Annotated in this window: 9 protein-coding genes; 3 read left to right on the forward strand and 6 right to left on the reverse strand. The window is 71.9% G+C overall.

Features of this window, described 5'->3' with window-relative positions:
• The first annotated feature begins 58 nt into the window (after nt 1–58).
• Both GA0070616_RS14310 and GA0070616_RS14315 read left to right on the forward strand, forming a co-directional pair.
• Complete coding sequence (locus GA0070616_RS14310) at nt 59–3,133, forward strand: SseB family protein (protein ID WP_091090751.1); 3,075 nt, start codon at nt 59–61, stop codon at nt 3,131–3,133.
• Nucleotides 3,130–3,495: a hypothetical protein gene (locus tag GA0070616_RS14315; RefSeq protein ID WP_091082038.1), complete on the forward strand. Its 366-nt coding sequence runs from the start codon at nt 3,130–3,132 to the stop codon at nt 3,493–3,495. The genes GA0070616_RS14310 and GA0070616_RS14315 overlap by 4 nt, the downstream gene beginning before the upstream one ends.
• A 1-nt stretch (nt 3,496) precedes the next feature.
• Here GA0070616_RS14315 and GA0070616_RS14320 read toward each other — a convergent pair whose 3' ends face one another.
• The 4 genes from GA0070616_RS14320 to acs form a co-directional block, all read right to left on the reverse strand.
• Nucleotides 3,497–4,429 carry an alpha/beta fold hydrolase gene (locus tag GA0070616_RS14320; RefSeq protein WP_091082041.1) on the reverse strand — a complete coding sequence of 311 codons (933 nt, stop codon included), beginning with the start codon at nt 4,427–4,429 and terminating at the stop codon, nt 3,497–3,499.
• A 78-nt stretch (nt 4,430–4,507) separates the two neighbouring features.
• Complete coding sequence (locus GA0070616_RS14325) at nt 4,508–4,774, reverse strand: hypothetical protein (protein WP_175440077.1); 267 nt, start codon at nt 4,772–4,774, stop codon at nt 4,508–4,510.
• A gap of 409 nt (nt 4,775–5,183) precedes the next feature.
• Complete coding sequence (locus GA0070616_RS14330) at nt 5,184–7,610, reverse strand: immune inhibitor A domain-containing protein (protein ID WP_091082044.1); 2,427 nt, start codon at nt 7,608–7,610, stop codon at nt 5,184–5,186.
• A 342-nt stretch (nt 7,611–7,952) separates the two neighbouring features.
• Entirely contained in the window at nt 7,953–9,947 is a 1,995-nt protein-coding gene (gene acs / locus GA0070616_RS14335; RefSeq protein WP_091082047.1) for an acetate--CoA ligase, read from the reverse strand.
• Between the two features lie 394 nt (nt 9,948–10,341).
• On the opposite strand from acs, the gene GA0070616_RS14340 reads away from it, so the two are divergent.
• Nucleotides 10,342–11,088 (forward strand): Fic family protein, encoded by a 747-nt coding sequence (locus tag GA0070616_RS14340; RefSeq protein ID WP_091082052.1) that lies wholly within the window; start codon nt 10,342–10,344, stop codon nt 11,086–11,088.
• 49 nt (nt 11,089–11,137) lie between these two features.
• On the opposite strand, the gene GA0070616_RS14345 is transcribed toward GA0070616_RS14340, so the two are convergent.
• Both GA0070616_RS14345 and GA0070616_RS14355 read right to left on the reverse strand, forming a co-directional pair.
• A complete protein-coding gene (locus GA0070616_RS14345; protein ID WP_091082057.1) occupies nt 11,138–11,941 on the reverse strand; it encodes an HAD family hydrolase in 804 nt (267 codons plus the stop codon).
• A gap of 429 nt (nt 11,942–12,370) precedes the next feature.
• Nucleotides 12,371–12,745, reverse strand: a complete 375-nt coding sequence (locus GA0070616_RS14355) for a DUF4190 domain-containing protein (RefSeq protein WP_091082062.1) — start codon at nt 12,743–12,745, stop codon at nt 12,371–12,373.

Genomic DNA, 12,745 nt, shown 5'->3' on the forward strand with positions numbered 1-12,745 from the left:
CTACCACCTTGTAGGTTGTACGCGATACCTATGGCCTGCGCACGGGAGGGAAGTGGCCGTGACCGAATGGGAGCCGGCCACCGAGGCCGAGGCGGCGATGCGCGACGCGCTGCACGCCAACGACCAGCAGCTCTACTTCCGCATCCTGGCCCGCACGCACCTGCTGCTACCGGTGTCCCCCGAGTCGGCCGCCGGTCAGGCCCCGACGGGCTGGGGAACCTGGACGACCGCCGGCCGGACCCACGTGCTCGCGTTCACCTCCGTCGAGGCCATGCGGGCCTGTCTCGGTGAGCATGCCGGAGCCAGCCGCCGTGCCAGCTACCTCGAACTCGCGGACAGCTGGCCCAACCACGAGTGGTGGCTGGCTGTGAATCCCGGCCTGCCGGTCGAGGGCTACCTGCCCGCCTGGTACGTCGCCCAGTTGTCCCGTGGCGACGTGCGGCTACCCGGCCGCACGATGGGTGCCCGCGCCCGGTTGGAGCGGGTCGAGGCGCTGGCCCGGGCCCGCGACAACGTGACCGGCCCGGGGCGGCCCGGCCCGGCCCCGACCGCCCGCCCGGAGGCTCCGCGCGGTGTGGCCCGGCCGGACGCGACACCGGCAGCCCCCGTACCGCCCCGGGCCGAGGTGTCCGAGCCGGCACCGCCGTCGCCGCGTAGCCCCGCTGCCGGTCGGTCCGTGCCGCCACCTGCCGTTTCGCCGCCGCCCGGTCGGGAACCCGACGCCGGGGCCCCGTCCACCTGGGGGGCCGACTCCGCGTCGCCGTCCGGTTGGGGGGCCGACTCCGCGTCGCCGTCCAGCGTCGGTCGCGGCGACCCCCGCGAGGCCGCGAACGGCCGGCCCACCCGAACGGGCCGGCCCGATCCCGGCTGGCCCCCGCCGGAGCATCCCGATCCACGGGCCAACAGGCGGCAGGCCGACACCGGCCAGCGGTCCTTCTTCGAGCCGGCGTCCGCCCGGGGGCACCGAGGGGACGGGGGACGCCCCGGTGGCCGCGCCGTGCCGCCCGGCCGGTTCGCCTCCGGAAGCCAGCCGTTCCCGCGTCGCCGGCCGTCGGGCGAGCCGGTGCCGGAGACGCCCACGCACGCGTTCCCCGCCTCGACGGGCGGCGAGGCCACCGTGGCCCTTCCCACCCCCGGCGCCGACGCCGTCCGGTCGCCGGGGCCACCCGCGGAGGAGAACACGGTTCCGTTCCGCGTGCCCTCCGTGGCCGGGCGGGCATGGCCCGCCCCCGACGCAGGGCCGCAGGCGGGCCCGGACACCGACGTGACGCAGACCCTGCCGCGCCGCCGGCCGACGCCCCCGCCGTCCGACGACCAGCCCGAGAGCGTCGCCGAGCCGGTTTCCGCGCCCCCCGCCCCGCGGCGCGGGTTCACCCCGATCGTCATCGAGGGCACCCTCGTCGAGGCCCGTGACGCGTCCGCCACGTCCGGGCAGGCCGCGCCCGCCCCCTATCCGGGTCGACCGGCAGGGGATGGCGACCCCGTCGAGCAGCCGCCCGCGCGACCCGCGCCCGACCTGTGGACGCCCCGGCGGTCCGCCCCCGCCGTCACCCCTCCCGACCTCGCGCCCGCCGCCGACGCCGCCGGGGTGACCCACGACCTCGGTTCGCCGAACGGTGTCGACGATCCCGCCGCGACCCGACCGGTCAGCGGGCAGGGGCCCCCGGAACACGTCAGCTCGGGTCAGGCGAACCCGGAGCGCGTGGCCCAGGAGCCGGAAAGCCCAGCCACCTCGCTGTTCGAGCCGACCAACTCCGCACGGGTCGATCCCCCCACGACAGCGTCCCTGTTCGAGCCGGTCCGTCCGGCGCGGGCGGAGGGGGCGGTGTCGGACAGGGCGGCGACCTCGGCCGGTTCTCCCGGTACGCCCGTCGCGGATCACCCGCCTGCCGCACAGTCCGACGAGCCGACCGTGACGATGGAGCACGGGCGGTCCGACGAGCCGACCGTGACGATGGAGCACGGGCGGTCCGATGCCACACCGACGGAGCCGATTCCGGCGGGTCCGGCGGAGTCCGGGTCCGACGCACTGACGGAGCCGATCGTCGCGGGTTCGGCCGGGGAGGCTGCGACGGAGCCGATCTTCGCGGGTTCGGCCGGGGACGCAGCGACGGAGCCGATCCACACGGGTTCGGCCGGTGCCGCGACTGCCTCGACGGTCGGGTTCGTACCGGCCAACGAGGTCGAGGAGGACCTGCTCTCGGCTGCCGACGCCGGCAGCACCGACACGTTCCTGTCCACGCTGCTGCTGGCGCGGGTGCTGCTGCCGGTCGCGGCTGCCTCCGCCCCCGGCAGCCGTCCCGGGGAGCCCGGATTCGTCTGGCGTACCGAGCAGACCGACGGCGAGACGTTCGTGGTGGTGTACACCTCCCCGGAACGCCTGGCCGACCATACCGTGACCGGCGTCGAGACGGTCCTCGTGCGCTTCGTGCAGCTGATCCGCCGCTGGCCGGACGAGGCATGGTCGTTCGCGGTGAACCCGGGCACCCCGGTGGGGGCGAAGCTGCCCGGTGAGCAGATCGTGGGGCTGGCCAACTGGGCGGCCGAGGTGGGGCTGGGCGACGACGCCGGGGGTGAGCCCGAGCCACCCGCCACGGAGCCCGAACCGGCGAGCCGGGCGCGCACCACGCCACCGGCCATCGACCCGGCCCGGCCGGTCGTCATGCAGAAGGCGGTGGCCCCCAGCCAACTCGCGTACTACCTGGAACGCGGCTACGACCGGGTCTCCGGTTTCGTGCACCGGGCCGGCGAGCTGGCCCACCTGAGCACCCCGGCGGAGTTGTACGACGCTCTCGGCCTGGGCCACCCCGACTCGCCCTTCGACAGAGCCGCCGAGGAGGTGTACGTGCTGCGGTGGCCGGCGTACCGGCCCAGCCTGTACCGCATCCCCTACGGCGGGCAGAACGAACCGGCCATGCGGGCGATGGAGGGCTGGGTCATCGAGCGTCCCCCGTTCCGGGGCAACGGCTTCGCGCCGGGCGAGAGCAGCGACGTGGTGGCCGAGTTCAAGGTGGACAGCGCCCGCCTGCCGCACGGTGCCCAGCTGTGGCGGATCGGCGCGGACGGCAGTGAGCGGCTCGTCGCCACGCTGGACACCGACGCGTTGACCTGGCGTCAGGTCGGTGCGTCATGATCCGCGACGGCTACGTGGCCCGCTGGCAGGGGCGGGAGTACCAGGCCAGCCCCGACGGCGACGACGTGCGGCTGTACCAGCCCGAACCGGGTGACGGCTTCACCGAGGTGCATCCCGGACGGCACGTGCGGGTGGTGCCGGTGGACGAGGTCGACGACCTCGCGTACGTGCGGACCACCTGCACCTGGCAGGGGCAGCCGTTCGTGGTGCTCGCCGAGCATGACGGCTGGCTGCGGGTCGAGTACACCGGCGGTCGCTGGCCGGTCGCCCAGGCGATGAGGTTGGAGGTCTTCGACTTCGGGGTCTACCAGGGCTGGGCCCCCGCCGCCCAGGTGACGGACCTGCGCGAACAGCGCGTCTGAGTCACGACTTCGTCCAGCGCAGGATCTCCCCGAGCACCAGTTCCGAGGCCTCGACGTGCGGGAAGTGCCCCACCCCGTCGAGCAGCCGCCACTCGTACGGCGCCGTGACGTACCGACCGGACCCCTGGGCGGTGCGGGGCAGCGAGGCCAGATCGTCCGAGCCGTGCAGTTGCAGGGTCGGCGTGACCAGCGGCTTCTGCATGAGCCGGACGAAGCGGTACCCGTGCAGCCGCAGCACCGACCGGAACGCCCACCGGTAGCCCTCCAGCGCGCAGAAGGCGGCCTGGGGGATCCGCATGGCCTGCCGGCAACACTGCGCGTACGCGGCGAAGTCGGGTCCCGTCACCCAGCGTGACCCGCCCCAGCGGCGCAGGATCTCCTCCACCGCTGCCCCGTCGTCCCGGGTCAGCACGTGCTCGTACCGGGGCAGCTGGAACTTCAGGGTCGGCGTCGAGGCGGTGAACTGCCCACGCGGGTCGGCGAAGATGGCGGCGCGCAGCCGCAGCGGATGCGGTGCGCCCAGCACCACCAGCCGGCGCACCAGGGACGGGTGGAACGAGGCCACCGTCCAGGCGATCATGCCGCCCGCGCCGGTGCCCACCACCGTCGCCGAGCGTTCCCCCAGGCCACGGATCAGGCCGGCGACGTCGGCGGCGAGCGTGTAGCCGTCGTACCCCCGGGGTGGCTTGTCGCTGGCGCCGTAGCCGCGCAGGTCGACGGCGACGGCCCGGAACCCGGCGTCCGCGACCGCCGGCAGCATCTCGTGCCACGCCCACCAGTGCTCGGGGAAGCCGTGCAGGAACAGCACCATGGGGCCGGTGCCCGCCTCGACCACGTGGAACCGGCTGCCGTTGGCGCCGACGAACCGGTGCGTCCACGGCCCCTCGGTGAGGACGCAGGACTCGTCGACGGCCCCGCCACGCTGCTCGGTCATGTCGACAGCCTAGGCCCCCGGGCCCGGCCACCGCCGGACCCGTCGAGGCACCTGGCCTGTCTGCGGGGGCGATCCTGATCAGTCCGTGACGATGCTCTTGGCGATGCCGGGCCCACAGTCCACGTCGGTGAGCGGGGCGGTGACCTTCAGGGCGACCACCGCGCCGGTCGCCAGTTCCCCGGCGCCGGGACCGTGCAGGGCGTACTCCACCCCGTCGTCGGTCAGCAGGCCGTAGCAGGGGCCGGAGCCGCCGCGGATGATCCGCCCGGCGACGACGTTCGCGGGGCGGTTGTCGGTCGGCGTGCGGGGCGGTTTGACCGAGGTGCCGATGCTGGGCGGCGGCACGCTCGACAGCGGCGGCCCGGACGATCGCCCCGACGGTGCGACCGGGGTGGTCGACGCGGCGGGTGTCTCCGGTGGCCCGGTGGTCGACGAGAGGCCCGTGGCGGGCGGCGGGCCCCCGGGGACGACTCGCCCGTTCCCGGGTCACCTCCGGTGGCGCACGCGGTCAGGGACAGCAGCGGGAGAGCCAGCAGCCCGGCCACGGCCGGCGTGAGGAGTGAGGGCAGGCGCATCCCTGTCCGACGCGGCGGCCCGCCGGTCGGTTCCACGGACCCAGGTCCGCGCACCGTCGGCCCGCAGTTCATGCACGATCGGCCCCCGGTTCCGCGCACGGTCGACCGCCGGTTCCACGGCAGCGGCGCCCGGGCGGAGTCGACCGCCCGGGCGCCGCTGTTCGTGCTCGGTCAGCTGGTCAGCTGATCCGGATCTTCAACGTGGTGCCGTTCTGCTTGAGCACCCGGATCTTCGTCCCGGTGGCCGGCAGCTTGACGCCGTGGTTCGGCAGCTCCTCGTAGAAGTACTTCTTGGTGTCGTCGAACAGGGGTGCCGCCGCCTGACCGCGGATGTAGTGCGGCTGGCTGTTGATGTGCAGCGTGAACGAGTCGGCCTTCTTCAGGCTGAACGGGGCATCGTAGACCTGCACCCGGGCCCGCCACGGCTGGCCGGTCAGGTTGTAGATCGGGCGCGGACGCGCGTCGATGTACAGGTTCCGACCCTCACCCGGGTGGTTGACGGTGTCGTTGTCCGCCCACCGGGTGTTCCAGTACGAGATGAGCAGGCCCTCCTGGTACGCGTAGTGGTCCACCCAGTCGGGCCGGGTGTTCGCGTAACCGAAGTAGTACGGGCCGGTCTCCAGGTACTTGTCGTACGAGACGTACGACCGGTGCCCGGCGATGTAGTAGTTGTCGAAGGCCTTGGTGTAGGTCTCCTCCTGGATGCTCCAACCGTCCAGCGTCCAGTCGCCGGCGCCGTTCTCGGCACCGTCGGCCAGGACCGTCTCGCCGTCGGCGGTCACGGTGATCGCGTCACCGAAGAACCCGCCCGAGCTGACGCCGCCGTCGGTGGAGTAGCGGAACCGGAACTGCGCCACCTGGCCGGCCGCGAAGTCCATCGGGATGGTGATGTCGACCCACTGGCCGCCGCTGCTGCCGTCGAGTGCCGGACGGCCCGCGACCTCGGGGATCGGCTTGCCGTCCACGGTGCCCGGCAGGGCCTGCCAGGTCTGCCCGCCGTCGAGGGACGCCTCGAAGTACAGGTAGTCGTACCCGGTCTCGATGTTGTAGCGGCCCTGCATCGACAGCGACGCCGACGTCTTCCCGGTGAGGTCCAGCGTCCGGGTCATCGTGGTGTTCAGGTTGTCGTCGTTGCCGGAGAAGAACTGCTTCTCGCCCTCGAACGGCGCGCCGTTGTCGAAGGCGTACTCCCGCTGCGGCAGCACGACCACCACGGCCTGCGGTTTCTTGGAGTTGTACTCCTGCGGGCCCAGCGTCATGGTGCGCTTCTGCCCGGCCACGACCACCTCGTAGTCGAGCCAGCCGAGCTGGAGCTTGTTCCACGCGCCCAGGTCGCCGCCGCGCTCGCCGATGCCGCCGTCGTTCTTGCCGCCGAGGCGGCTCTGGGCCATCAGCGTCCAGTGTTCGTTGTTGTTGTCGGCGGAGGCACCGATGTTGTAGTCGTCCGGCAGACCGAGGTCGTGGGCGTACTCGTGGTAGAACACGCTCCGGCCGCCGTTCTCCGGCTGGATCGTGTAGTCACCGATCCACACGCCCGTGTTACCGATCTGGGTGCCACCCGCCGGGAAGTTCGGCGGGCCGGTGACGCCCTGGTCGGTGGCGAAGGCGTACCAGCGGTGGCTCCAGATGGCGTCTTCACCCTGGATCGGGTCGCCGTCGGCCATGTCGCCGCCGGCGTGCACGATCTGGAAGTGGTCGATGTAGCCGTCCGACTCGTTGAAGTCGCCGTCACCGTCGTGGTCGTACCGGTCCCACTGGTCCATCGCCTGGACGTCCGCGGCGATCTGGGCGTCGGTGCGGCCCTGGGCCTTCTGGTCGGCCACCCACTGGTTGGCGGCGTCGCGGACCAGCGCCCAGACGTTGTTGCAGACGATCGAGGCGCAGACGACCGGGTCGCCGGTGGGGTCGTCGTCGGCCTTCGGGTCGCCCGACCGGCCGTAGCGGGCCTCGTTGTAGTCGACCTTCACCCAGTTGGTGACCTCGCCGTCCACGCTGTACCGACCCGAGGACTGCGCCTCGTAGTACTGCTTGACCGACTCGTCACCGGGGGCGGTGCCGAAGTAGAGCTTGCGGTAGTGCTCCGCGCTGTAGTCCGGCTGCCACACGGTCGAGTTGTCGACCGCCCGGTTGGGCTCCGGGATCTCGTTGTGCAGCGGACCGTCGAACTTCGTCGGCCCGGGCCGGTTCGGGTCGAGGTCCTTGTCCGGGTAGTCCGGGTGCCGCTCGTTGCCGAACTCCGCCAGGATCACGAAGATGTTGTCGGTCTTCTCCCGGGACAACTCGACGTACTGGTCCTTCTTGGCGGCCTTGCCGCCGCGCAGCGTACGGGCGTTGGCGCCCGGGGCGCCGGCGGCGGTCTCGCCGACCTTCACGACCGTGCTGCCGTTGATTCGCTCTGCCTTGGCCCGGCCGGAGAGGACCGAGGTCAGGCCCTCCTGACGCAGCGCCCGGCGCTTCTCCTCCAGCGGGTTCGGCAGGTCGTGGTCGGCGTGGGCGTGGTCGGCGGCCGACGGGGCGGCCTCCGGCACGAGTGACTGCGGGGCGGCGGTGGCCGATGGTCCGACCGCCAACCCTGTCGCCGTCAGCGAGAGCCCGAGCAGACCCACTGCGACTTTGCGCACGTGGTACCTCCGGTGTGAGGGAACCGGCCCTACGGGGGTTGGGGCCGGTGATTGCGGTCCCACGTATGGGACCACTGGTGAACATAGGCACTGGAGTTACTCGTGTGAAGGAGCGTGCGTTGCTTTGTTGCAGATTCTTGTTGGAAAAGCTTTCCAGTGTCATGTGCTCGGCGACCGGCCCGACCGTCCTGAGCAGGCAGGACAGCGCGCCGATGGGCGTGAATCAGCGATCCTGCTCCACCCTCCGGAAGATAACGAAAGAGGCACGAATGACAATGGGTGGCGGTCCGCGTGGACCGCCACCCATCTCAGTGAGTACGCCCGTCGTCAGTCCTCGTCGGACTTCGCGCCACTCATCCCCGAGCTGATCAACTCCATCACCGACGAGTCCTGGAGAGTGGTCACGTCGCCCAGCGACCGGTTCTCCGCCACGTCCCGCAGCAACCGACGCATGATCTTGCCGGAGCGGGTCTTCGGCAACTCCGGCACCAGCATGATCTGCCGGGGCTTGGCGATCGGGCCGAGCGTCCTCGCCACGTGGTTGCGCAACTCGGTGATGAGCTGCTCACCGGCCGCGCCGGAGGTGTCCGTCGTGCCGCGAGGGATGGCGAACGCGACGATCGCCTGCCCCGTCGTCGGGTCGGTCGCCCCCACCACCGCAGCCTCGGCCACCGACGGATGCGACACCAGCGCCGACTCCACCTCGGTGGTGGAGATGTTGTGGCCCGACACCAACATCACGTCGTCCACGCGGCCCAGCAGCCAGATGTGCCCGTCGTCGTCCTTCTTCGCGCCGTCACCGGCGAAGTAGACCCAGTCGCCGCCCCCGCCGCCGCCCGCGCCCGCCCCGAACCGGGACCAGTAGGTCTCGACGAACCGGTTGTCGTCGCCCCAGATCGTGCGCAGCATCGACGGCCACGGCTCGCGCAGCACCAGGTAGCCGCCCCCGCCGTTGGGCACGGGTTGACCCTGGTCATCGACCACGTCAGCCACGATCCCCGGCAGCGGGGCCATCGCCGAACCCGGCTTCGTGGCGGTGACGCCCGGCAACGGCGAGATCATGATCGCGCCGGTCTCGGTCTGCCACCAGGTGTCCACGATCGGCAGTTCGCCACGGCCCACGTGCTGCCTGTACCACATCCACGCCTCGGGGTTGATCGGCTCACCCACGCTGCCCAGCAGCCGCAGGGACGACAGGTCGTGCCCGGCCGGGAGATCCTCGCCCCACTTCATCATCGTGCGGATCAGCGTCGGAGCCGTGTACAGGATGGTGACCCGGTAACGGTCCACGATCTCCCAGAACCGTCCCTTGTGCGGGGTGTCCGGGGTGCCCTCGTACATGACCTGGGTGGCACCGTTGGCCAGCGGGCCGTACACGATGTAGGAGTGACCGGTCACCCAGCCGATGTCGGCGGTGCACCAGTAGACGTCCGTCTCCGGCTTGAGGTCGAACACCGCGTGCGCCGTGTACGCCGCCTGGGTCAGGTAACCGCCGGTGGTGTGCAGGATGCCCTTCGGTCGGGCCGTGGTGCCGCTGGTGTAGAGGATGAACAGCGGGTGCTCGGCGTCGAACGGCTGCGCCGTGTGCTCGGCCGACGCGGTCTCCACCGTCTCGTGCCACCAGTGGTCCTTCGCCGACCAGGCGACCTCCTCGCCGGTGCGGCGCAGCACCAGCACATGCTCCACGGACGGACAGTTCGCCACCGCCTCGTCCACCGTCGGCTTCAACGCCGACGGCTTACCGCGCCGGTAACCCCCGTCAGCGGTGATCACCACCTTGGCGCTGGCGTCCTGGATCCGGTTGCTCAGCGAGTCGGCGGAGAAGCCACCGAAGACGACGCTGTGCGTGGCGCCGATCCGGGCGCACGCCAGCATCGCCACCGCCGCCTCCGGCACCATCGGCAGGTAGATCGCCACCCGGTCGCCGGCCATGACACCCAGATCGGTCAGCGCGTTCGCCGCCTGGCAGGTCATCCTGTGCAGATCGGCGTACGTGATGGTGCGGGTGTCGCCCGGTTCGCCCTCCCAGTGGATGGCGACCTTGTCGCCCCGGCCCGCCTCCACATGCCGGTCCAGGCAGTTGTACGCCACGTTGAGCTGCCCGCCCACGAACCACGTCGCAAACGGCGCCTTCGACCAGTCCAGCACCTGGTCCCACTGTCGCGCCCAGGTGAGCCGGCCGGCCTGTCGCTCCCAGAAGGCCAGCCGGTCGGCGTCCGCGTCGGCGTACGCGTCTGCGGTGACGTTGGCGTTGGCGGCGAGATCGGCCGGCGGCGGGAACTGGCGCGTCTCGTTCAGCAGATTGGCCAAAGCCTCGCTCATGCCGGCACTCCGCTTCGCTGCGTGCCGTCATGAGGCACCAGGGCACTGAGTTGATGATTCGTTCGCTGCCGCTCGCTCATGCCGGCACTCCGCTTCGCTGCGTGCCGTCATGAGGTACCAGGGCACTGAGTTGATGATTCGCTCGCTGCCGCTCGCTCATGCGGTGACTCCCTCGTCGTTCCGTGACCTGCGTCTCTCGGGCAGGTTAGTCCCGGCCGACTGCGGCGGCGACCGCTGTCCCGGCGACCGCGCCGAGCGGCCAGCCGTACGCGCCGGACGGCGGGCGTCGGTCGGTTGCCGGGCGGCCGGTCGTGCGTGGCGGCCGGTGGTGGCGGGGGTCGCCTTCCCGCCGGGTCGGCACCGCTGGGGACGGCCGGGTCGCTAGCGTGACGGGGTGACCGCCGATCCGCTCGCGCCGCTGCTCGCGCTCGCCGACATCGCCCCCGCGGTGGACAACGCCCGTACCCGATTCGACCTGGCGCTCGGACACCGCGCCCTGCGCCGGCACGGCGGCCAGGTCGCAGCCGAGGTCAGCCTGCGCTCCGCAGTGGCCAGCGCCGCTTTGGAGGGCCGTGTCCACGGGCGGGAGGCGGTACGCGCCGGCACCGTCACCGATCCGGTGCTCCAGGGTGCGCTGCGGGTGGCCGGGGCGCTGCCCGGGCTGAGCGAGCTGTGGCCCCGCGCGCCCCGACAGGCACTCGCCAAGCTGCACGTGCTCGCCGCCCGCGACGTCGTCACCGAGGCCGAGCTGGGCCGGCCGGTGGCCGACCCGGTGGTCGCCGCCCGGCTGGACGGCCTCGCCACCCTCGTCGCGGGCGGAACGACGGTGTCCCCGCTGGTGCTGGCCGCCGTCGTCCACGGCGAACTGCTGAACCTGCGCCCCTTCGCCGGGCCCTCGGGGGTGGTGGCCCGGGGAGCCGCCCGACTGGTCCTGCTCTCCACCGGTCTCGACCCGCGTGGGTTGCTCACCGTCGACGTCGGGCACCGCGAGCGCGAGCCCGAGTACGTGGGCGCGGCCGGGGCCTTCGCCACCGGCACCCCCGACGGGCTGCGCTCCTGGCTGCGCCACTACATGTCGGCGGTCGAGGTGGGCGCCGACCAGCTCACCGAGATCGGTGACGAGGTCCTCGCCGCCACCTGACCGGCGGTCAGCGACTCAGGCGCCGGGGCGATCCCGGCGATCCCCGGGATCAGACGGCGGGTGCGGTTCGGGTGCGACGGTGGCGGCCGTACCAGGCGATCCCGATCGCCACCCCGACGCCCACCCCGAGTGCGGCGGCGGCGACCGGCACGGCCGGCCGTTCCCGCAGCCGCCGGCCCAACGGAACGGGATGCCGGAACTCCAGCACCGGCCAGGCGTTCTCCGCGGCGAGCCGGCGCAACTGCCGGTCCGGGTTCACCACGCTCGGGTGGCCCACGCACTCCAGCAGCGGCCGATCGCTGTACGAGTCGGAGTAGGCGTACGACTCGGCCAGGTCGTAGCCGCGCTCGGTGGCGAGTTCGCCGACCGCGTCGACCTTGCTCGGCCCGGCGGCGTAGAACTCGACCTCGCCGCTGTACCGCCCGTCGACCACACCCATCCGGGTGGCGATCACGTCGGTGACCCCGAGCAGGGCCCCGATCGGCCGAACCATCTCCTCACCCGACGCGGACACCAGCACCACGTCCCGGCCCGCCGACTGGTGCTCCTCGATCAGCGCGGCGGCCTCGGCGTACACGTATGGGTTGATCAGCTCGTGGAGGGTCTCCGCGACGATCTGGCGGACCTGCTCGACCGGCCAGCCCTTGCAGAGCGTCGCCAGATAGTCCCGGGTCTTGGCCATGGTCTGCTCGTCGGTGCCGCCCAGCCGGAACATCAGCTGCGCGTACGCCGACTTGACCACATCGCGCCGGGTGATCAGGCCGTCCCGGTAGAACGGCCTGCCGAACGCCAGGGCGCTCGACTTGGCGATGACGGTCTTGTCCAGATCGAAGAAAGCGGCACCTCGGCCCACGGCGCGAAAGTCTAGCCCGATGGTCTATCGTCGGCGGGTGCCCGGGGCCCGACCTGCGGGTAGACCCCCACCGCCACCTGCTCAGCGTGACCGTGGTCACACGCTGCGAACACGATTTCGCAGGGAGTGGAGGTTACACCACTCGACGTACACGGGTCCCCTCGGGCAGACTTGTCTGCGCGACGAGTGTTCATGTCTCGTACAACAGGCAGGCCCTCGGCGGTTGCACCCCCCGTGACCGCTGAGTGGGTTCGGCTCGACCCCCCCGGAGCCGAACCTTCGACGACCCCCGTCTCCCCCCGACGGGGGTCGTCTCCTTTTCATGCGTCCCGTGAGGCATACCCGCGAGGCGGCAGCGTGGGTGATGTGGGTGGCGGCCTGCCGCAGCGCCCTCGAAACCCGCCCCGGACCGGCGCCGCGGCCGGCCGGCTACTCGGGCAGATTGTCGCGGAGGTCCTCGACCTGGCGCTCCAGCCGGTTCACCGCGTCCTCGTTGTTGAGGAAGGTGGAGATGCCGGCGGCGAGCGCAAGAGCGATCAGGAGTGCGAGCCCGTTGAGGACCAGGCCGGCGATGGCGACGCCCTTACCGGTCAGCCCTGGGCGTTTGGTCATCTTCATGGCCACGATGCCGAGGATGAGTCCGATGATCGCCAGCACGAGTCCCACCGGCGAGAAGAGAACGGTCAACACGCTGACCAGGGCTGCCGCTCCCAGCGCCAGGGCGAAGGCTGCCGCTGGGCTTGTCTTCGCCGCTGTGCCGGGTTCGGCTTTGGCGGGACGAATGGGATGATCTGGCGGTCTCAT

Source organism: Micromonospora nigra (assembly GCF_900091585.1).
Taxonomy (GTDB): Bacteria; Actinomycetota; Actinomycetes; order Mycobacteriales; family Micromonosporaceae; genus Micromonospora; species Micromonospora nigra.